Annotated in this window: 20 protein-coding genes; 8 read left to right on the top strand and 12 right to left on the bottom strand. The window is 32.4% G+C overall.

What is annotated here, in order from left to right:
• Positions 1-88: 88 nt before the first annotated feature.
• The 5 genes from HA144_RS02960 to HA144_RS02940 form a co-directional block, all read right to left on the bottom strand.
• Complete coding sequence (locus tag HA144_RS02960; protein WP_209042286.1) at positions 89-823, bottom strand: SDR family oxidoreductase; 735 nt, start codon at positions 821-823, stop codon at positions 89-91.
• Positions 798-1,805, bottom strand: a complete 1,008-nt coding sequence (locus tag HA144_RS02955; RefSeq protein WP_209042284.1) for an acetyl-CoA carboxylase carboxyltransferase subunit alpha — start codon at positions 1,803-1,805, stop codon at positions 798-800. Before HA144_RS02955 ends, HA144_RS02960 begins: the two co-directional genes overlap by 26 nt.
• A 3-nt stretch (positions 1,806-1,808) precedes the next feature.
• The gene (locus HA144_RS02950; RefSeq protein ID WP_209042282.1) at positions 1,809-2,849 is read right to left on the bottom strand and encodes a long-chain acyl-[acyl-carrier-protein] reductase; all 1,041 of its coding nucleotides are present in this window, start codon (positions 2,847-2,849) and stop codon (positions 1,809-1,811) included.
• A 108-nt stretch (positions 2,850-2,957) separates the two neighbouring features.
• Entirely contained in the window at positions 2,958-3,686 is a 729-nt protein-coding gene (locus HA144_RS02945; RefSeq protein ID WP_025945786.1) for an aldehyde oxygenase (deformylating), read from the bottom strand.
• Between the two features lie 111 nt (positions 3,687-3,797).
• Positions 3,798-4,592 carry a creatininase family protein gene (locus tag HA144_RS02940; protein WP_209042280.1) on the bottom strand — a complete coding sequence of 265 codons (795 nt, stop codon included), beginning with the start codon at positions 4,590-4,592 and terminating at the stop codon, positions 3,798-3,800.
• Positions 4,593-4,658: 66 nt separating this feature from the next.
• Between HA144_RS02940 and HA144_RS02935 the strand changes: the two genes are divergently transcribed.
• Genes HA144_RS02935 through pgeF form a run of 3 tightly spaced genes read left to right on the top strand, consistent with a single transcriptional unit; the run spans position 4,659 to position 7,577 of the window.
• A complete protein-coding gene (locus tag HA144_RS02935; protein WP_209042277.1) occupies positions 4,659-5,864 on the top strand; it encodes a S1 RNA-binding domain-containing protein in 1,206 nt (401 codons plus the stop codon).
• Positions 5,861-6,766, top strand: coding sequence for a Tab2 family RNA-binding protein (locus tag HA144_RS02930; RefSeq protein ID WP_209042275.1), 906 nt, complete (start codon positions 5,861-5,863; stop codon positions 6,764-6,766). Before HA144_RS02935 ends, HA144_RS02930 begins: the two co-directional genes overlap by 4 nt.
• A gap of 22 nt (positions 6,767-6,788) precedes the next feature.
• On the top strand, positions 6,789-7,577 hold the full coding sequence (gene pgeF, locus HA144_RS02925; RefSeq protein WP_348535042.1) for a peptidoglycan editing factor PgeF: 789 nt from the start codon (positions 6,789-6,791) through the stop codon (positions 7,575-7,577).
• Here pgeF and HA144_RS02920 read toward each other — a convergent pair whose 3' ends face one another.
• From HA144_RS02920 to hemH, 3 genes are all read right to left on the bottom strand, one after another.
• Positions 7,578-7,928: a hypothetical protein gene (locus HA144_RS02920; protein WP_209042273.1), complete on the bottom strand. Its 351-nt coding sequence runs from the start codon at positions 7,926-7,928 to the stop codon at positions 7,578-7,580.
• A gap of 68 nt (positions 7,929-7,996) precedes the next feature.
• On the bottom strand, positions 7,997-9,757 hold the full coding sequence (gene ilvB, locus HA144_RS02915) for a biosynthetic-type acetolactate synthase large subunit (RefSeq protein WP_209042271.1): 1,761 nt from the start codon (positions 9,755-9,757) through the stop codon (positions 7,997-7,999).
• Between the two features lie 136 nt (positions 9,758-9,893).
• Positions 9,894-11,069 (bottom strand): ferrochelatase, encoded by a 1,176-nt coding sequence (gene hemH, locus HA144_RS02910; protein ID WP_209042269.1) that lies wholly within the window; start codon positions 11,067-11,069, stop codon positions 9,894-9,896.
• Positions 11,070-11,134: 65 nt separating this feature from the next.
• On the opposite strand from hemH, the gene HA144_RS02905 reads away from it, so the two are divergent.
• The 5 genes from HA144_RS02905 (at position 11,135) to HA144_RS02885 (ending at position 15,560) form a co-directional block, all read left to right on the top strand.
• Positions 11,135-12,304: a site-specific integrase gene (locus HA144_RS02905; RefSeq protein ID WP_209042267.1), complete on the top strand. Its 1,170-nt coding sequence runs from the start codon at positions 11,135-11,137 to the stop codon at positions 12,302-12,304.
• A 34-nt stretch (positions 12,305-12,338) separates the two neighbouring features.
• Positions 12,339-13,028 carry a cob(I)yrinic acid a,c-diamide adenosyltransferase gene (cobO, locus tag HA144_RS02900; RefSeq protein ID WP_209042265.1) on the top strand — a complete coding sequence of 230 codons (690 nt, stop codon included), beginning with the start codon at positions 12,339-12,341 and terminating at the stop codon, positions 13,026-13,028.
• Between the two features lie 127 nt (positions 13,029-13,155).
• Complete coding sequence (gene pyrH, locus HA144_RS02895; protein WP_209042263.1) at positions 13,156-13,860, top strand: UMP kinase; 705 nt, start codon at positions 13,156-13,158, stop codon at positions 13,858-13,860.
• A gap of 21 nt (positions 13,861-13,881) precedes the next feature.
• On the top strand, positions 13,882-14,430 hold the full coding sequence (frr, locus tag HA144_RS02890; RefSeq protein ID WP_209042261.1) for a ribosome recycling factor: 549 nt from the start codon (positions 13,882-13,884) through the stop codon (positions 14,428-14,430).
• A complete protein-coding gene (locus tag HA144_RS02885; protein WP_209042259.1) occupies positions 14,427-15,560 on the top strand; it encodes an NAD(P)/FAD-dependent oxidoreductase in 1,134 nt (377 codons plus the stop codon). Before frr ends, HA144_RS02885 begins: the two co-directional genes overlap by 4 nt.
• A gap of 24 nt (positions 15,561-15,584) precedes the next feature.
• Here HA144_RS02885 and tal read toward each other — a convergent pair whose 3' ends face one another.
• The 4 genes from tal to HA144_RS02865 all read right to left on the bottom strand — a co-directional run bounded on the left by tal (position 15,585) and on the right by HA144_RS02865 (position 20,300).
• The gene (gene tal / locus HA144_RS02880; RefSeq protein WP_209042563.1) at positions 15,585-16,586 is read right to left on the bottom strand and encodes a transaldolase; all 1,002 of its coding nucleotides are present in this window, start codon (positions 16,584-16,586) and stop codon (positions 15,585-15,587) included.
• Between the two features lie 88 nt (positions 16,587-16,674).
• Positions 16,675-18,426, bottom strand: a complete 1,752-nt coding sequence (locus tag HA144_RS02875) for a peptidoglycan D,D-transpeptidase FtsI family protein (RefSeq protein WP_209042257.1) — start codon at positions 18,424-18,426, stop codon at positions 16,675-16,677.
• On the bottom strand, positions 18,426-18,854 hold the full coding sequence (locus HA144_RS02870) for a hypothetical protein (RefSeq protein ID WP_209042255.1): 429 nt from the start codon (positions 18,852-18,854) through the stop codon (positions 18,426-18,428). Before HA144_RS02870 ends, HA144_RS02875 begins: the two co-directional genes overlap by 1 nt.
• Positions 18,855-18,938: 84 nt before the next feature.
• Entirely contained in the window at positions 18,939-20,300 is a 1,362-nt protein-coding gene (locus HA144_RS02865; RefSeq protein WP_209042253.1) for a CPBP family intramembrane glutamic endopeptidase, read from the bottom strand.
• Between the last annotated feature and the right edge of the window lie 58 nt (positions 20,301-20,358).

The raw sequence follows: 20,358 nt of genomic DNA, 5'->3' as shown, positions 1-20,358 counted from the left end.
TTAACTATATCACATTCTCTTGTTTAATCGGGTTCGCTTAGACCTAAAAAAAATCACTTTTTAAGGATTAAGAAAAGAAAAAGAATGTTTAAAAAGCTCCACCAGAGGGCATTAAAGTTAAGTCTTCAATCAGTTGTGATTCAGGTTGTTGAGCCATATAGAGAATAGTATCTGATACTTCGCTTGAGGAGAGCATAGAAGTTCTATCAAAATCAGCATTGATAGATTCTGAGTCCCAAAGAGGAGTATTTACTGAACCTAAAGTTATTGTGCACGCCCTTATTGAATTAGATCTCTCCTCCTCCCTCAAGCATTTAGTAAACATAGCTAGTGCAGATTTTGAAACACAATAAGCTCCCCATTGAGGGAATGCATTATAGGAGGCATGACTACTAACATTAATAACTAAACCACCATTTTTTCTCATTTGAGGAATTATTGAACTGCAAATTTGAAAAACACTTGTTAGGTTTATTTGAATAGTTTGTTCCCATTGGCCTAAATCCATTTCAACTAAAGGCCCATTAAATGCACAACCGGCATTATTGATCAAGACTGAAGGGCATCCATACTTCTCAATTGCTTCTTTAACACAATGCTCAATTTCTAGAGGATTTGATAAGTCACATTTAATAAGGCTAATTTTTGATTTAGTAGTCAAAAGTTCGCTCTTTAGTTTCTCCATCAAATCCAAATTCCTAGAGAGCAAAATTAAATCCCAGCCAGCATGTGCAAAAGTAATTGCGGTAGATCTACCAATACCTTTCGTAGCACCTGTTATAAAAGCTAGTTTCAATTTATTCAGTTTTTTGAGGGATTTCACTATAAATCTCTTCAATATTGTTTGCTTCGATAAATTTACCTAAAACCCTAAACTTTTTGTATCTTTCCTCAATTAATTCATCTTCAGGCATTTGCAGTAAAGAATTAAGGTGTTTCTCAATAGCCTCTTTTAGTGTATTACCAGCATCTAAAGGATCCCAATTATTCCCACCAGAAGGTTCTGGTAATACCTCATCTATTATCCCCAATTTAAGTAAATCTTTACCTGTAATTTTAAGTGCTGAAGCCGCTTCTGGTGCCTTCGCAGCATCTCTCCACAAAATTGATGCACATGCTTCCGGACTAGCCACTGTGTAAACACTGTGTTCAAACATTAGTAACCTATCGGCAACACCTATCCCAAGTGCACCTCCGGAACCTCCTTCTCCAATAACAGTAGCCACTATTGGAACTTTCAATCCAAACATCTCTCGAAGGTTTCTTGCAATCGCTTCCCCTTGGCCCTCTTCTTCAGCTTTTAAACCAGCATAAGCTCCAGGAGTATCAATAAATGTAAGAATTGGCAAAGAGAATCTATTTGCATGCTGCATTAATCTAAGAGCTTTTCTGTAACCTCCTGGCTTTGCCATCCCAAAGTTTCTTACTACATTTTCTTTTGTATCTCTTCCTTTCTGATGTCCTAACATTAACACTGGTCTATTATTTATCGAACCTATCCCCCCAATTAGTGCCATATCATCGCCACCATTTCTGTCTCCATGTAATTCGATCCAATCATCACAAAACATTTGAACAAAGTCCAAAGTACTAGGTCTTTGAGGATGCCTAGCTACCTGAATCTTTTGTGCAGGGGTGAGAGATTTGAATATTTCTTCTCTTCTCCTAGCAGCTAAAGTTTCAAGCTGTAGAAGCTGTTGGCTTACATCTACTTCTGAATCTCTAGCTAATTCTTTAATTTGCTCTATTTGTTTTTCAAGTTCAACAAGAGGCTTCTCAAAGTCAAGGAGGTAACGTTTAGCCATAATTTAGACAGTTAATACTTTGGGCTGTTTATCAAGTCCAATTGCAGAAAAACCATGTTTTAAAGAAGCTTTTCCAATAAATTCCATCTTTTCAAGAGAAATGTTATTTCTTCCCCAACTGAAGTTGGTATGACATTTTTCAAATTCTAAAATCATAGCTTCTGCAAAGCAAGCAAACATCTCTCTCTGAGGGTTTTGCATTTCTGCAAGTTCCATCATATTCCAGCCAATATCATTGAAAAACTCTACTATACCTCCTTTTAAAACATGAATATTTTCGCCCTGAAATTTCTCATCAAGATTTTTGGGGTAACCACCATCAATCATTAGACATGGTTTTTTTAAGTTATCAGTATCAATCTCAATAGTTTTAGGCATACTTGCTACCCATACAACAATATCCGCTTGAGGTAATGCCTCATCTAAAGTTGCTATGGTGCCACCATCTAATTCATTTTGTAATAAAGCTAGTGGTTCTTGTTGTCTTGCGACCATAAGAAGTTCAGAAATACCGGTTTTATTTATAAGCCATCTACAAACAGCACTGCCTATGTCCCCTGTAGCACCAATAACAGCAACAGTTGCTTTTTTAAGGTCTATCCCAATACGTGGTGCATTTATTTCTAGTTGCCTACAAATAACCCAGGCGGTATGAGTATTGCCAGTAGTAAATCTTTCCCATTCTAATGAAGTATTTCTTATTTGTTTATGCTGAAGAAGATTAAAATTCTCAAAAATAATAGAAGTAAATCCACCTAAAGCAGTAATATTAATCCCTTTTTTTTGAGCTAGTTCCATAGCATTTAATACTTTTCTTCTTGCCGTTTTAAACCTAGAAAGCATTTCAGGAACAAAGCAAGAATCTATATAAGAACCTTCAATAGATATTCCAGTAGCACTCTTAACTTCAACATTTTCAACCAACTGTGGAGGAGCTGTACACCAAACATCCAAATCACCATCTGCAATATGATCAAAGCCTAGCATCGAAGCTTTTCTTTTCGCATCTTCAAAACTGGTTGAGTGGCCAATTAACCCAAACATTTAAAATTTATAAATTGTTTCTATATGATGTTATGAACAATAGCACAGAGGTAACTACATAAATAGGAATGATTAATTATTAAAATTCCTAATTAAGTAGAAATAAAATCAAACAATTGCAGCCATCGCCATTCTGGCTATTTCTCTATTATCTAGACCTATTTCCATCAATGTGTCTTGATAAGCAATCATAAATTCTTCCATTAATTCTTCCCTGTCCATAGCTAAAACTGATGCGTCATCTGCTACTTCATCTAACATCTTCTTAATTAAAGGAAGATTAACCTTGTTAGCTTCCATTAATTCCTCTTTACAAGTAGATAAATTCTCTTTAAGCCACTCTTGACCGTAATTTAAATGAAGATATTCATCTTTAACTACTCCCTCTGTTATCTTTTTTGCAAAAGGATCAGCAACTCTTATGTAGACGTTATAAGCAGAGATTGCGAATGCTTCAATTAAGATAGCTTGTATTAAAAGACATGTTGTTAAATTTCCTTTTTCAAGAGCAACTTGAAAATTACCATGTAATTTAGAAAAGAATTTTTTGGCAAATTCCATATCAGCTACTACACCTAAATTTCTTCCACATGCAGTAAAGCCTTTTTTATGCTTCATTTCCATTCTCGCCAATTTAGTTAACTCCTCTAACTCATTTGGAATTAAAGTTGCTATTGAAATGTAATTATCATGAGCCTCTTGCTCTCCCTCTATAACAATTGCATTTATTCTGCTGTATGCATCCTTATAAGAATCTGTAGTGAAGTCGGGCAAATCTAAAGAAATCGGATTAGTCGATTCTTCAATAGTTTTTTTATTTGATTCTAGAGTTTGCATGTCAGTAATCTTTAGCTCATTATGCATGAATATTACATGATTATAGAGAGTTTATTTAAATATCATGAAAATAGTTTCAATTGTTAAGTCACATTTTTTACTAAAACTTATTTAATAATTGTTTGGCCAATCTGATTGCATCAGATTCATAATCAATTTGAACCAATGATTAATCAATAATTCCTTTAAATTTTTCCCTAAAGACTCATTTGCTCCTCTACTATCTCCAATAACACCTGATTTACTAAAGTCGTCAGTAAGCCAAGCAGTAGGCGCATTGCCCTCTAGACTCCAACCTTCAGGGATCTCTACTTTATTGCCCTCATTTGGGCGTTCATCACCTACTAATTCTGGTTTCAAAGCCATCATCAAACTTGTTTCAGCTAAAGAAGCATGAAGCCCATCCTCAATCTCAGTTTTTGTTAACAATTCACTCAATCCATTCACACCACTCCATAAGAAACAAGGAAAAACTGCCATCCCTGGTGCGATACTTCTTAGCTCTCTTGCAGCTGTATTTAATAGTGAAATTTGACCTCCATGTCCATTAATTAATATCAATCTTTTAAAACCCATTTCAGATAATTGACCTCCAACTTCCTTTATCATTGAGGTTAGTAAATTTGAGGAAAGTGAAATTGTCCCGGCAAAACCCTTATGTTCTGGAGAAAAACCAATATATTGGGTTGGAAGTTTTTTTAATGGAATATCGGCAGAGAATAATTTAAAAACTTCGCTAATAATTTCATCAACAAAAATACTGTCTGTAGCAAGAGGCAAATGCGGCCCATGTTGCTCAACAGCACCGAATGGCCAAATCACTGTTGATCTTTTGTTTTTTGCAACACACTCAATTTCTTGCCAATTTAAATATTCAAATTTGTTAGGTATTGGTTTAAAGTTCATTAATTTTAATTTTGAGTACTAACATTTAGAGTATGTTAATAATTAATTATCCTTATTTTACCTACGATGGGAGTCAGTAATAAAAATGCCCAAGATAATATCCAACCAAAGGGCAATAAAAAACCTCTTCAGGTACTTCACATAAGCAAGAAAGATACTCAAAAAATAGATAATGAGCAAACCAATTCGCAAGAAGAAATTAAAAAAGAAGATATCGCAATCAAACCGCAAATCATTAAAAATGATTCAGTAAAAAAAATTGAGGACAATAATGAAAACACCAATGATTTTGATATTTCTCAACAAAATTTAACTCAACAAGACTTAAATAGACCCCTTAATTTTTCTGAGCAAAGCACAGATTTTCAATTAGAAAGAACAGTTGATGAATTCGATTTTGATGAAAGTGCCTTTTTAGAAGCTTTAAATGAAAATGAGCCAATAGGGGCGACAGGAGAGACTATCTCAGGAAAGGTTATAGCAATTGAGAGTGATGGTTTATACGTTGACATTGGTGGAAAAGCGCCAGGTTTTATGCCCAAAAAAGAATGCGGGTTAGGAGTAATTACTAACTTTAAGGAAAAATTTTCTAAAGGGCTTGAAATGGAAGTTTTGGTAATTAAAGAGCAAAATGCTGATGGAATGGTGACGTTAAGTGCTAGAGCATTAATTCTTAGACAAAGTTGGGAAAAAGTCACAATTTCTTCAAAAAATGGAGAATTAATTGATGTTTTAATAAATGGTTTTAACAGGGGTGGACTTACATGCGATGTAGATGGGTTGAGAGGATTTATCCCAAGATCCCAACTTGAAGATGGTCAGAATCATCAATCATTTGTTGGCAAAACTTTAAAAGTAGCATTTCTAGAGGTCAATCCAGAATCCAGAAAATTAGTTCTCTCTGAAAAAAAGGCGAGATTAGTTTCTAAACTTGGGAGTTTAAAATTGGGCCAATTAATCGAAGGAGAAGTTTTAGCAGTTAAACCATATGGCTTTTTTATTGATTTAGATGGAGCTAGTGGACTTCTTCATCAATCCTCACTAACAAATGGATCTATTCGTTCCTTACGAGAAATTTTTAGAGAAGGGGAAATTATAAAAGCTTTAATATCTGAAATTGACCTCGAAAAAGGGCGCATTGGTCTCAATACAGCACTTTTAGAAAACTCTGCTGGAGAATTAATTATTGATAAGCAAAAAGTTATGCAAGAAGCAACTGAAAGAGCACTTAAAACTAAAGCACTCTTCGATAAAAAAGAACAAGATAAATGAACATTAATAATAAAACAGAACCAAGTCTTGAATTAAAAACTTCAAATTGGGAATTAGACTTTTATTCAAGACCAATTATTGAATCCAATGGAAAAAAAAGATGGGAGTTAATTATTTGCTCTACAAGAAGTTTTAAGACAGAAGATATTTTTCTTTGGAATAAAAATTGTCCTGCTAATAAAGTTAATTCAGAATGGCTTACAGAGGCACTAAATGAAGCAATTAATGATGCAAAAAAACAAGGCTGGGCGAAACCAACAATAGTTAGATTTTGGAGATCTTCAATGAAATCGATCATTAAGAAATCACTGGAGGCCTCAAGTATTGAGCCTCTTGTTAGTAGAAGAACTTACGATTTAATTGATAGAATCGAATTTCTTGAAAAAGAGATTTATCCAAAGGAAACAGGTTATGTAAGAGGGGTACTAGCTCCTACTTTAAGCTCCAGAATAGAAAGCTCTCCTCAACCTCTACCAGAAGCAGTGAGAGGTGACGCTTTAACTATCTCTGAAATATCAATTGGTGAATTAAAATCAGCAGAAAATTGGCCCATGGAATTTGGAGATATTTTCCCAATTCAACAAGATTTAGATGATAATCACTCAGTCCCAGGATTAAGACTTTTTAGCAAAGATAGATCTTTAGCACTTGCTGCATGGTTCAGTTGTTTAGAACCTATTAAATTAACTATAAATAAAAACCAACTTATCCTTGAAGCTTCAGAAGAAGATAAGTGGCTGGTAACAGATTTACCAGAAAAAGATGCAAACATTTTAAGTACAAAGTTTTTAGAGAATAAAAGAAATTCTTTTGGTTATCAATTTATTTCCATACAGTCAACGCCATATATTGAAAAATTTGCAGGATTCTGGATCTTGAGGGATATTAAATTAATTTCATAAATTCACTTTAGGAGCAGGAACTATTCCTTACAAAGAAATATATTTCTCTAAAGCTGAAATTTTTATTCAAAACAAAAAATTTGAGTATTACATATCACCTATCCTTAGTCAATATAATTTCAAACATGCATATTTTACGAAGTCTTGCTCTGAGAAATCTCCTCAATTATTAAGTAATTATTTTAATGAGAATTATGTAAATTGTGTTTTAAATCAAATTCACAGTAATGTGATAGTTTTTGGATCACATTCGCAAGAAGGGAGTAAGACTTATGCAGATGGTCTTGTTGGTAATAAATGCAATCAAAACTTGTGGATTTACACAGCTGATTGCATGCCAATATTTTTTGCAGATAAAAAGACAAGAAATGTAGCAGCCTTGCATTGTGGAAGAAAAGGTTTAGAAAAAAAAATAATAAAAAATCTGGTTAAAATTTTCGATAATTTTGGAACATCTAGAGATGACTTACTTATCGCAATAGGGCCATCGATATCGAAGGAACATTATCTAGTTGATAAGATGACACTAAAAGAATTTTATAAAAAGGCCGAGAACAAAAAAATAACTGTCAATTTGACTAAAACTGAAAAAGATCTCTATTCTAGAGATTCAAATCACTTGAAAGAGCAAAACTTAAATCAACTTGATCTTAAAAGATCTGCCTACAGGCAACTTTTAAATGAGAACATCCCTAATGCAAATATAGATATCTCAAATTTATGCACATACAAATTAAAAAATGAATTTAATTCCTGGAGAAGAAGCAATACAATCTCGAGGCAATGGAATTTTATTTGCTCTGAGAAATAGTTAACTTGTACAAACTTTACTAGTTAAATCTTTAGCAACTAATAATTCTGTCATTTCCTTAGTACCTTTAATATTAGAAACTTTTGCTAACAATAAATTATCTTTAAAACCAAAAGGTTTTATTTTTACTTTGCTTCCCCTTGGGAATTCACTCTTGAGTAAATTAGTTGCTTCGAGCTCATCATTTTCATTTACATCTACACAAAATAATCTAATATTTAGATTCCTATTCTGATCCCCCACCAAAATAGTATTTGAACTTATAATTTGAAGAATTTCAGCCGAGTTAACTATTACAGGATGAATAACAAATAAGGATATTATAATTAAAAGTTTTGAAAAATTTTTCAATTCAGAAATTTTTAATTTTTTGATTTGTCTTAAAGTTAATTTTATAAAAAACGTATTTTAAAGAATTATTATTCACAATTAACGTATCCAACCATTTGAGCGTTACTTTTCCCCGGAGGAACCATTGGATAGCAATTTTCGCCTCTTCTTACAAGAATATTTATCAAGGCAGGGTCGTCGTGATCAAGAGCATTTCTCAATTCATTCTGTAGTTGTTTTCTATCAGAGATTAAATATCCTTTAACTCCAAAAGACTCAGCAAGTTTTACAAAGTCAGGTTCACCACAACTCATGTCAGATGAGGAATACCTTTCATCGTAGAAACTTTCCTGCCATTGCCTCACCATACCTTGCCAGCGATTATTTATGATAATCACTTTCACCTTTAAACCATATTGAGATAAAGTTCCTAATTCTTGAATATTCATTAAAACACTTGCATCTCCTGCGATACAAATTACATCTGAATTAGGTAAAGCTGCTTTAACTCCAATTGCTGCTGGCAATCCAAAACCCATAGTACCTAAGCCTGCACTACTAATCCATTTTCTTGGAGAATTCCTCAGATATTGAGCAGCCCACATTTGATGCTGTCCTACATCTGTAGTTACATAAGCTTCTGGTGAAAGTTCCCTAACTTTTAAAAGAACTTCCTGAGGATAAATTTCTCCTTCTTTAGGAGGGTCATATAAAGGGTGTTTATTTTTCCAAGAATCAATTTTTTCTAACCAGTTCTTCGTCTGACAAGTAAATTTATTACTAACAAATTTTTCATTAATTTTAAGGACAGCTTTTGAAACGTCAGAGACAATTGCAACATCTACACGTCTATTTTTATTAACTTCAGCTGGATCAATATCTATATGTATTACCTTTGCATTAGGTGCAAAAGTATCTAATTTCCCTGTAACTCTATCATCGAATCTAGCTCCAATAGCAATTAAAAGATCACATTCTGTAACTGCAAAATTTGCGTAAGCAGTTCCGTGCATTCCTAACATTCCAACTGATAAATTGTCTTTTTCATCAAAAGCACCTTTCCCCATTAAGGTTGTAGTAACTGGTATTTGATAATTCTTTGCGAAAGTTCTTATTTCATCATGAGCACCTGAAGATATTGCCCCACCTCCAACATATAGAAGGGGTCTTTCAGAATCTTCTATTAACTTAATTGCTTTTTTGATATCGCAATCATTAATATCTCCATTTCTCTTAAATCCTTTAGGAATAATTTCACCGGGCAGAACTCTTTTATAATTAAAGAATTCTTGACCTACATCTTTGGGTATATCAATTAAAACAGGACCGGGTCTTCCAGAGGAGGCAATAAAAAAAGCTTCAGAAACTACTTTAGCTATATCTGAAGGATCTCTTATCACCCATGAATGTTTTACTATTGGAAGAGTTATGCCAAAAATATCTGTTTCTTGAAAAGCATCTGTCCCTATAGCAGGTCTTGGGACTTGACCTGTAACTACAACGAGAGGTACTGAATCCATTTGAGCAGTGGCAATCCCAGTTACTAAATTTGTTGCCCCTGGACCTGAGGTTCCAAAACATACCCCCACTTCACCAGTAGATCTGGCATATCCATCAGCTGCATGTGAACCACCTTGTTCGTGTCTCACCATATAATGCTTTAACCAACCATCTTGTTCTGCCTTATGAACAGCATCATATATTGGAAGAATAGCTCCTCCTGGATATCCAAATATAACTTTTACCCCATGAATTTTTAGAGAATCCATTAGTGCATCTGCACCAGTTATCCAAATTGGATTTTCATTTTTTGAACTACCCTTTGAAAAGGATCTCGAAGTAAGAGTCACTAAAGAAATTCAATATTTACTTTAAATATTAAACTTAATTAAATACTTTTGCCTCATTTAGAAATGTAATGTCAGAAATATACTCAAAAAACCTTTCAATAATGTTTAAAAAATTCAAATAAATTTTATTTGATCTTTATAAAATGCCTAGCTTATGTAAAGGTCCAGATCCTGAAATAAGTTCAATAAAAAGTACCAGAAAAACAATCATTGCAACCCTTCCGTTCCAAACCTCTGAACTATTATTCCAACCCCATTGCCATTTCTCTTGCGGGTAAAGTTTAACTTTTTCAGGCAACTGAGAAGCCTCCTCTATATTAACTAGGGGGCCTTCCAAGCAAGAAATCACTAGATCACTAAGTCCTTCAATAAAAGTAGGATGAGTATTTAAAGCCTTAACTCTTCGAAAGTTTTTAATACCAGCCTTTTTCGCAATTTCTTTATATTCAATGTCAATTTCTTGCAATGTTTCAATATGCTCTCCAACGAAACTTATGGGAACCACAATTAGGTCATTAACATTTGACCTTCCAAGATCAGCCAATACTTCTTCCGTATAAGGCTTCAACCATTCAACCGGACCAACTCTGCTTTGATAGGAAAGTGTAAAAGGGTTACTGTGCCCTAAACATTTTTCTAACTCATTTATTATCAATAAAGAACAATCTTCAATTTGTTGCTTATAAGGATCTCCAGCTTCCTCTACGTAACTCTTAGGAACTCCATGAGCAGTAAAAAACACATGAGCATTTGAAGGTGATTCACAAAGTGAAATTTGTTCTGATATTAATTCGACCATTGACTTTAAATAACCTGATTGACTGAACCAACTCCTTACACATCTCATTGGTACTTTTTTAAAATCATTATCAGAATCTCGTAATTTTTTTAATTCTCTAAAGCTTGAACCACTAGTACTTATTGAAAAGTGTGGATACAAAGGTATTACAACAACTTGATCTATACCATCTGCTTTCATATCAGCAATAGCTGATTCCGTAAAAGGATGCCAGTATCTCATAGCTATATAGGTAGTGGCATTAAACCCCTTATCTCTTAATTTAGATTGCAATTCTCTCGCTTGTTGTTCAGTTATTCTTCTGATAGGTGAACCTCCACCTATAGAAAGATAAGCTTGTTGTGAAGTAGTACTCCTAAGAGTACTAATTAACCAGGCTAGAGGCTTTTGAAAAGCAGGAAAAGGTGTCCTGATTATCTCTGGATCAGAAAAAAGATTATATAAGAATGGGCCCACATCAGTAATGCGTTCAGGCCCTCCTAAATTCATTAATAAGACGCCTATTTTATCCATTTAAAATTCATGCAGATTGAAAATCAACATTAAAAACGTCATGATATGGTCAATTATATAAGTAAATGAACGTAATTCAGGAAATTAATAATGTCAATGATAAATTTGCTACCAAAGGCAGCAAGCTTAAAATTGAGAAAAGGGGAGAAAAATTAAATATTAGAGGATCATTACCCTCCAAAGAAGATAAAAATAATTTCAAGATACAAAGAATATCTCTTGGTATAAAGGCTGATATTTCTGGATTAGAGGAAGCCAAAAAAAAACTACAGTTAATCAATTTACAACTGGAATTGAATCAATTTGAGTGGATTAATTGGATAGGTATCTCTAATAAAAAGCAGATAAAAAATGGTTTTGAATTACCAAATAGATTAAATCAATTTGAGGAATTTTTTTTTAAAGAAAGCAAAAGTGAATTTTTAAGCAGCACAAGAAAAACTACTTGGAGAAGTTCATACAAACCATATATGAAAAGAATCCTAAATATTTATAATTCTTTTGAGAATGAACCTTTAGAAAAAATATTTCAAAAAACACTTGAAAGTTACAATGAAGGTAGCAGAAGCAGAAAACAATGTGCTACTTCTCTAAGTGTTTTAGCTAAGTTTTTGGACATTAAACTACCAGAGGATTGGAAATTAAATTCTAGAGGATATGGTCTGCATAAATCAGTATTTAGGGATCTACCCACAGACGAGTTAATAGAGAAACTTTGGGAGACGATACCAAACAAATCTTGGAAATTTGTTTTTGGATTAATGGCTACATATGGATTAAGAAATCATGAAGTATTTTTTTGTGATTTAAGTTCCCTTAAAAATTTTGGAGACAAAATTATTAGAGTTTTACCTACGACTAAAACAGGGGAACATCAAGTTTGGCCATTTCATCCTGAATGGGTAGAAAAGTTCGAATTATCAAAACTTGGTGAAAATCCAGAACTACTTCCAAATATTAATAGAGACCTTAAAATAACAACCTTACAAAATATTGGAAAAAAAATTACAAATCAGTTCAATCGTTACTCTTTACAAATAAAACCGTATGATCTAAGACATGCTTGGGCAGTAAGAACAATTTTTTATGATTTACCTGATACTGTGGCTGCCAGAATGATGGGGCATTCAGTTAGCCTACATACTCAAACTTATCACCACTGGATTACTAAGAGAGATCAGCAACAGGCAGTAAATAATGCACTATTAAAAGTTAAAAGAGCTAAAAATATTTAAAGATTTATAATCATTAAATTAAAATTATAGTTATATGAAAAAACCTTCATCTTCCGAGAAAATATTCAACCTCGATAATCAAGCAAATAAAATCGGTATGGGGGGCAAACTATCATCAGATAGCGATGAGAGTTCATATAAAAAAAGAATGCAGCAAAGAAAAGAAATTCAAGCAGAAAGACTACAAATTAGAAAGACAAAAAAAGGATTATTGATTGTTTTTACAGGGAATGGAAAGGGGAAAACAACTGCATCTTTGGGAATGGCTCTAAGGACGATAGGGCACGGTCATAAAGTGGCAATCATTCAATTTATCAAAGGAGGCTGGACCACTGGAGAAGAAAAAGCACTTAAAAATCTGTCTTCAAACATATCTTGGCACTCATTAGGAGAAGGATTTACTTGGGAAACACAAGATAGAATAAGAGACGAAAAATTAGTTCAAGAAGCATGGCAACTAGCTAAAAAATACATAAAGAACGAATCTTATAAACTTATAATTCTTGATGAAATTAATATTGCTACAAAACTTGGTTATCTTGCTTCAGAAGAAATAATCACTTTTTTAAAAAGCCTAAGTAATAGAAAAAACCATATTGTTTTAACTGGGAGAGGAGCATCTGATTCTATTATAAATTACGCTGATCTAGTTACAGAAATGAAACTTATAAGACATCCTTTTAAAGAACAAGGAATAAAAGCACAAAAGTGTGTTGAATTTTAGTTGAAACCAATTATTACTTAAATTTTCTTTAGGCAGGTTTAGAAATGTTTAAAGAAGCAAGCAATATCTGAACAAAAAATAAATTTGGTGCATTTACTTGCTAAGGTCTTAAAAGTATAATTATTGAATGACTTACAAAAGAGTTCTCTTAAAACTTAGTGGTGAAGCACTAATGGGTGAAAAACCTTATGGTATAGATCCTGCTATAGTTCAGTCAATTGCAGAGGATGTTTCAAAAGTAGTCGAAAATAATGTTCAACTTGCAATAGTTGTTGGGGGTGGAAATATTTTTAGGGGGCTCAAAGGGTCTGCAGATGGCATGGATAGAGCGACTGCTGATTATGTTGGGATGCTCGCAACAGTGATGAATGCTATTTCACTCCAAGATGGTTTAGAAAGAGTAGGAGTTGCAACCAGAGTTCAAACTGCAATAGAAATGCAGGAAATTGCAGAACCCTATATTAGAAGAAGAGCTATGAGACACCTTGAAAAAGGTAGAGTTGTAGTCTTCGGAGGTGGATGCGGAAATCCATTTTTCACAACTGACACTACAGCGGCTCTGAGGGCAGCAGAGATAAATGCTGAAGTTGTTATGAAGGCTACCAAAGTTGACGGAGTTTATAATTGTGATCCTAATAAATATAAAGACGCAAAAAAATATTCTACTCTTAGTTATCAACAGGTTCTTAGTGATGAAATCGCAGTAATGGATAGTACTGCAATTGCACTATGCAAAGATAACAATATCCCTATTATGGTATTTGATATATTCAAAAAAGGGAACATCTCTAAAGCTGTTTCTGGGGATCCTATAGGTTCATTAATTAGTTAAAGCTTATTTAAATTTTTTATTATGAAAGAACAAGAAATTCAAGAAAATATGAATAAAAGTGTTGAAGCAACGCAAAGAAACTTTAATACAATTAGGACTGGCAGAGCTAATGCTTCTTTGTTAGATAGAGTAAGTGTTGAGTACTATGGAGCAGAAACACCAATCAAATCACTTGCCACAATAAGCACTGTTGATTCACAAACAATTTCAATACAACCGTTTGATATTTCATGTTTGCAAGCGATTGAGAAATCTATTTCTATGAGTGATCTAGGTATTACTCCAAATAATGATGGTAAATTAATAAGAATAAATGTTCCTCCTTTAACAGAAGAAAGAAGAAAAGAATTTTGTAAATTAGCCTCTAAATATGCGGAGGAAGGAAAAGTAGCTTTGAGAAACATTAGAAGAGATGCAGTTGATAAAGAAAAAAAAGAGGAAAAAGATGGTCTTATCTCTATTGACGAATCGAGAGATAATCAATCTGAAATTCAGAAAATTACTGATAAATATATTGCCTTAATAGAAACTAAATTATCTGAAAAAGAGAAGGAAATTCTAAAAGTTTGATAGAGTTTGATGTTGTAATAATTGGTGGAGGTTTATCAGGATCTTCCACCGCTCTTAACCTATCAAAGAAAGGATATTCTGTTTTAATTATTGAAAAAGAAAAATTCAATAACTACAAACCATGTGCAGGTGGGATGGCATCTTCAATGCAAAGATTTCTTCCTTTAGATATAGAAGATTCTATAGAATCAAAAATTAAGAGTGTTGAATTCAGATGGAGGGCTGCAGATAATGTAACTGCTGATCTGACTGGTGAGTCCCCATTTTGGATTATTAAGAGAGAGAGACTTGATCAATTATTACTTGATGAGTCCTTAAGTAAAGGAGTTCAGATAATAAGACCATTATTGATAGAAAAAATCATAAAAAAAAATGATAAATGGGAAATTTCATGCAATAACAAAATAAAATATATATCAGAATTTATTGTTATTGCAGATGGGTCCCAATCCAAATGGGCAGGATATTTCAATTTAGGGCCAAGAAAACCGAAATTTGCAAACACAATCTCATTAAGATTAAAAGGGTTAGGTGAAATACCTAAGGATGCAGTTAGATTTGAGTTTGGATTTATAAAATATGGGTTTGCATGGGCATTCCCCCTAAGAGAAAGTCTAAATATTGGTTTAGGGACTTTTATAAATAATGCTCTCTTAGAAAATCAGGAGATAAATAAACAAGTTCTCAAAAGCTTTGGTTTTGATGATTTTCCTCATAAAACAATTAGTAGAAAACTGAGAATATGGAATGGCTTCCACTCAATTAATGGTGACAAAATTTTAGCGGTTGGAGATGCAGCATCTCTATGTGATCCATTTTTAGCTGAAGGAATTAGACCATCTTTAATTAGCAGTTTTTATGCTGCAGAATACATAGATCAATACTTTTCAGGAAAAGTAGATGATTTAAATCTTTATACAAAAAAAATTAACAACTTTTGGGGGAAATCAATGGCTTGGGGAAGGAGAATAGCCCAAGTATTTTATAGGTTTCCCAGAACTGGATACCAATTAGGTGTCAAAAGAAAAACTGCACCTAAACGTATTGCTCAAATATTATCAGGAGAAATGAGTTATGAAGATATTGCAAAAAGAGTTATCAGAAGACTTTTAACAAAAAGTGGTGCTTAATTCTTTTTCAATTCAAAATTAAATTTAGTTAGCAGAAATTAATTTATTATTTTTAATTTCTGAATATCTCTTAAGTAGCAGCTCTTCCAATTCTTCTATAGCCTTACTGAATCCAGTAATACCTTCACTAAGCTTCTCACTCGCCATTTGATCTTCTAACATACTTAATCTGAAATCTTTTTCTTCAAATTTGTAGTTAATAGAGTTGTTTATTTGGGTACTTACATCTAATTTTCTAATTAACTCTCCTTTTTCTTTTTTTAGTTCCTCAAGAAATTTTGGTGCTATTGTTAAAAGATCGCAACCTGCTAATTCTTTTATTTCATCAATATTTCTAAAACTCGCTCCCATTACTTCTGTCTTGAATCCCTTTTCTTTAAAGTACTTATAAATTTGTGTAACAGAAATAACACCAGGGTCTTCAGCACCAACAAAAGTAGTTTTGCCAGTTTTTGCTTTATGCCAATCCAATATGCGGCCGACGAAGGGAGAAATTAGAGTTATCTTTGCATTTGCACAAGTTACCGCTTGGCAGAAGTTAAAAAGTAAAGTTAAGTTGCACTTAATACCCTCTTTTTCCAAAATTTCAGCTGCCTTAATTCCCTCCCAAGTTGCGGCAATCTTAATCAAAACTCTTTCCTTTTCAATTCCAAAATTTTTGTAAAGACTGATCAATTTTCTCGCTTTTTCTACCGTAGCTTCAGTGTCAAAGCTAAGTCTTGCATCAACTTCTGTAGATACGCGCCCTGAAATAATTTTCAATATTTCTTTTCCAAAAAATACTGAAACTTGGTCAATAGTTTCTTTAATTAATTCAATTTCAGAGAATCCTTGAGTCAATGCATTTTCTGAACTTTCTAAAGCTTTATCAATTAATTTCACATAATCAGGGTTCTTGGCAGCAGCAAGTATTAGCGATGGGTTGGTAGTGGCGTCCCTTGGCTGAAATTTCTTTATCGAATCCAAATCTCCAGTATCAGCAACAACAATGGTCATTGAGGATAATTGTTCTAAAATTGATTTCATATCTAGATGAGCATATATACATAAACTAGCTTTTATTTCTGGTGAAATCATCAGATAATGAACTAAATATTTATAAAATTGGAAAATTTTAGGGTTTTTTAACAATCATTCTTTGATCTTTAATCTTAGGAGGTATTTTTTCAATTACTATCAAACTCTCCATAATTTCTTTAGCGACTGGTACCGCAACAGTTGAACCATATGCATATGATTTAGATGGCTCATCAATGACTACTAGGACAACATACTTTGGATCATTAACTGGTAAGGTCGCGACAAAACTACAAACTTTCTTGCTTGTATACGAACCATTTAAGGCTTTTTGAGAAGTGCCCGTTTTCCCGGCTATCCTATAACCCTCGATTTTTGCTCCATATCCACTACCTTTATCAACTACGCTCTCCATCCATTCCAGAACAGTTTTAGAAACCTCCTGTGAAAAAAATTGTTTTTTTGGATTTTTATTAAATCTTTCTTTGTGAGTTGAGGTTACATGAGGAGTCACTTCAAAACCCCCATTTGCTAGAGCCGCATGAAGTTGAACCAATTTAAGCGGTGAGATCGAGAAACCTTTACCAAAAGAAGTTACGGCAGGCTCAATTGATTGATTTACGAATAAATCTTTTCTCTTTAGTTGGCCAGCAGTTGATTCAAATAAGTCAGTCTCTAAATTTTTATTTATACCTAAATTTTTTAGCCGATTCCAATAAATTGTGGGGTCTAAATTTTGCATTATTTTTACCATCCCAACATTACTTGAAACTTGCAAAACTTTTGGATAGTCAATGTATCCATTACCTTTTTTATCCCAATTAGTAAGTGTCCATCCTCCAACATTAATCTTTCCAATATCTTCAACTAATCCATCTTTCTGGATTACTTTTTCTTCTAAAGCTAAGGCAAGATTAATAGGTTTAAAAGTTGAACCAGGCTCAAATAAATCTTGAGAATACCAACCCCTAAAGAGTTCAGAATCATACTGCCAAAATTTATTTGGATCATATGACGGAACTGTAACCAAAGAGAGAATCCGACCATTATTAACATTCATAACTATGGCAAATCCCTTCTTTGCTCTCCATTTACTTACTTGCTTTAATAAAGCATTGAATGACGCTTTCTGTAATTTTGAATCTAAAGTTAGGCCTAAACTTTTGTAATCAGAAATAAAATCACCTGGGGCTGAATTATCCGGTAGAGGAGTTCCATCTCCTCCTCTCTTTATTAAATTACTTTTATTAAAAACTTTAATTTTATTATCTAAATGAAGCTCCAAACCTGCTGAACCTTTATTCTCATCATTAACAAAGCCTACAAGATTAGAGTAAAGCTCCCCTTGAGGATAATATCTCTGCGAATATTTAAACAAATCAAGTCCGCTTATTTGAAGGTTCTTAATTTTTTCTGCCTTTTCTTCGGAAATTTTATCCAAAATCATGATACCACTCATTTTATTATTAAATTTCCTCAAGAGTATTTCATCATTAATATCCAAGATAGATGACAATTTTTCTGTAACTTCTTCAATACTGCGAACTCTGTTAATTGAATCACCAGGAAAATTAAAATATTTTGGATGGGCCCACAATTTATATAGCGGTTTATCGTAAGCAATTAGTCTATTATTTCTATCAACAATTGATCTCCTTTTTTTTAAGGAGTTAGTTTTAGAAGACTGTATTAATCTAGCTTTCCTTTGCAAATCAGAGGCGTTAAAGACTTGCAATTTAACTAACCTACCAATTAGACTAAATATTAATAGTAAGCTAAAAATATAGAGAAATTTAAATCTTCTTTGGTCAAGGGGTTTTAGATGAACAATTTTTTTGTATTTTTTCATCAATATCCTCTTTGGTATTTGCTATCTCTAAAACCTTTAATGAAACTACTTAAATTTTTCTTAAATACACTTTCTTTTTTTTCTGCAAGTTTATCTAAATATATTAAATCTTTTGGTTTAGTTTTTCTATAAATATTGAGAGACTCAAGTTCAATAATGTAAAACTCCTCAATTTTAGAAATATAATCAATGAGATTATTATTATTAGCTCTTGTTTTAGATAAAGTTTTATATGTATTTGACCATTTTCTTTGACTATCAAAAGATAAGAAAAATAAGGTGAAAATTAATACCAAAAGAGAGATATTAATGGTGTCGAAAATTTGATGTATTAATTTGATATTAAGTATGGATATTTTTTCGGAATTTTTTTTACTTTCATATGAAACTTTTTTTTTCAAATTAATTTGATTCCCATAAGGTTTCATTTATGATTTATTTTTAAATAAAAGAAGTGTTATTAATTAAATAAACATCTATTTGTTTGATTCGCAAGTCGAAAATTAAATTCTTTATGTCCTCAATAAGAACAAATTTAAGAAAGTCAATCCATTCCATAAAGAATGCATAATAACTGAAGAGAACAAACTCCCTGAAGCAATTCTTGTAATTCCTAATCCAATCCCTAGAACAAATAATGGCGGCATCTCTCCCAAACTTAAATGAGCTAATGCAAAGATAAAAGCTGAAACTATGATGCCCGAAATTACTCCAAAATCTCTTGAAAGAGTTGGGAGTAAAATACCACGGAATATAATCTCTTCAAATAGAGGAGCCAATAGAGTTGTTGTTACAAACAATAGGAAAAATGATAAGTTATTATTATTATTAAGGACAATTTCCAGCAAAGGGTTACTACCATTCTGATTATCGATCAGACTATTCATAATTAGAGATATTAATAAAACAAAAGGAACTATTGTTAACCAACCTTTAATTCCCTGAATAATTGCATATTTTATTGGCAAGAAATTAAACTGTAAATAATCCTTTTTAAATGTAAATTCACCATTCATAGATTTAATTTGATAATAAACAATTACTAATGGAGGAATAGCCATAAAAAGATATCCAAAGAATATTTTTAAGGATTGAGATAATTCGTTAGAGATATTTTTAGAAAAAAGTTCAACTAAGCTGATAGAAAACAAAGGCGATACCACTTCTCCTAAAACAACAAATCCACCTGCAATTAATAAAACCATATCTATTAATTCAAAATCTAAGGATTTAATTTCTTGCCAACCAAACTTTTTCGAAGATATGTTAGTCCATAATATTTTTAAAGCCAGAATTGAACCAAGAAGTACTATTAAAAGTGGCATTAGTCTGATGGCTAATATTTTTAAAAACATTTTGCTTGAAAATGATTTTGTTATTAATGCACTATCGTCAAAATCAAATTTCCGACTTAAAAGGTGATATAAAAATCTATCCCCTTTAAATAAATCAAATTTATCAGAATTTGGTTTATATGAATTATTATTGGAAATCTTTTCTATCTCATCAATCAGTAATTTAAAGTCTTTATTTTCTAAATCTTTTGATAAATATTTATAGACTATAGGATCATTTGATTCTGAAGATATTATTCGAATTAATTTATTTCTTTCTGTTAGTTCATCAAATGAGGTGTCAGAGAGAGATTTATTTATTTGATCAACAGGGTCATTTATGATAAAAAATTTTTTAAGATTCAGAGGTATTGATTGGATTGATAATTCGGCAATTTCTTGCTCTTTTTGACTTATATCAAATGAAACAGATGGTCTATTTAGACTATCTCTTAAGCCTTGTTGCCATACAAAAAAAGTTATGACTATAGAAATAAAAGCTAAAGAGAGTTTTGTCTTAGAAATATTTTTAAGGATCATAACTTATTATATTGTTGAAACCTATTCATAGTTATCATTGAAGTTTCTAATATTTATA

Origin of the sequence: Prochlorococcus marinus XMU1404 (genome assembly GCF_017696175.1) — a bacterium.
Lineage (GTDB): Bacteria > Cyanobacteriota > Cyanobacteriia > PCC-6307 > Cyanobiaceae > Prochlorococcus_A > Prochlorococcus_A marinus_X.
The sequence above is the reverse complement of the archived record's forward strand: the minus strand, read 5'-3'. Positions and strand labels throughout refer to the sequence as shown.

What these genes read in the sequence shown, in the direction of transcription:
- HA144_RS02955 (WP_209042284.1), bottom strand. Translation starts at nt 1,805, where the DNA reads ATGGCTAAACGTTACCTCCTTGACTTTGAGAAGCCTCTTGTTGAACTT.
- HA144_RS02950 (WP_209042282.1), bottom strand. Translation starts at nt 2,849, where the DNA reads ATGTTTGGGTTAATTGGCCACTCAACCAGTTTTGAAGATGCGAAAAGA.
- HA144_RS02945 (WP_025945786.1), bottom strand. Translation starts at nt 3,686, where the DNA reads ATGCAAACTCTAGAATCAAATAAAAAAACTATTGAAGAATCGACTAAT.
- HA144_RS02940 (WP_209042280.1), bottom strand. Translation starts at nt 4,592, where the DNA reads ATGAACTTTAAACCAATACCTAACAAATTTGAATATTTAAATTGGCAA.
- HA144_RS02935 (WP_209042277.1), top strand. Translation starts at nt 4,659, where the DNA reads ATGGGAGTCAGTAATAAAAATGCCCAAGATAATATCCAACCAAAGGGC.
- HA144_RS02930 (WP_209042275.1), top strand. Translation starts at nt 5,861, where the DNA reads ATGAACATTAATAATAAAACAGAACCAAGTCTTGAATTAAAAACTTCA.
- hemH (WP_209042269.1), bottom strand. Translation starts at nt 11,069, where the DNA reads ATGGATAAAATAGGCGTCTTATTAATGAATTTAGGAGGGCCTGAACGC.
- HA144_RS02905 (WP_209042267.1), top strand. Translation starts at nt 11,135, where the DNA reads ATGAACGTAATTCAGGAAATTAATAATGTCAATGATAAATTTGCTACC.
- cobO (WP_209042265.1), top strand. Translation starts at nt 12,339, where the DNA reads ATGAAAAAACCTTCATCTTCCGAGAAAATATTCAACCTCGATAATCAA.
- pyrH (WP_209042263.1), top strand. Translation starts at nt 13,156, where the DNA reads ATGACTTACAAAAGAGTTCTCTTAAAACTTAGTGGTGAAGCACTAATG.
- frr (WP_209042261.1), top strand. Translation starts at nt 13,882, where the DNA reads ATGAAAGAACAAGAAATTCAAGAAAATATGAATAAAAGTGTTGAAGCA.
- tal (WP_209042563.1), bottom strand. Translation starts at nt 16,586, where the DNA reads ATGAAATCAATTTTAGAACAATTATCCTCAATGACCATTGTTGTTGCT.
- HA144_RS02875 (WP_209042257.1), bottom strand. Translation starts at nt 18,426, where the DNA reads ATGAAAAAATACAAAAAAATTGTTCATCTAAAACCCCTTGACCAAAGA.
- HA144_RS02870 (WP_209042255.1), bottom strand. Translation starts at nt 18,854, where the DNA reads ATGAAACCTTATGGGAATCAAATTAATTTGAAAAAAAAAGTTTCATAT.
- HA144_RS02865 (WP_209042253.1), bottom strand. Translation starts at nt 20,300, where the DNA reads ATGATCCTTAAAAATATTTCTAAGACAAAACTCTCTTTAGCTTTTATT.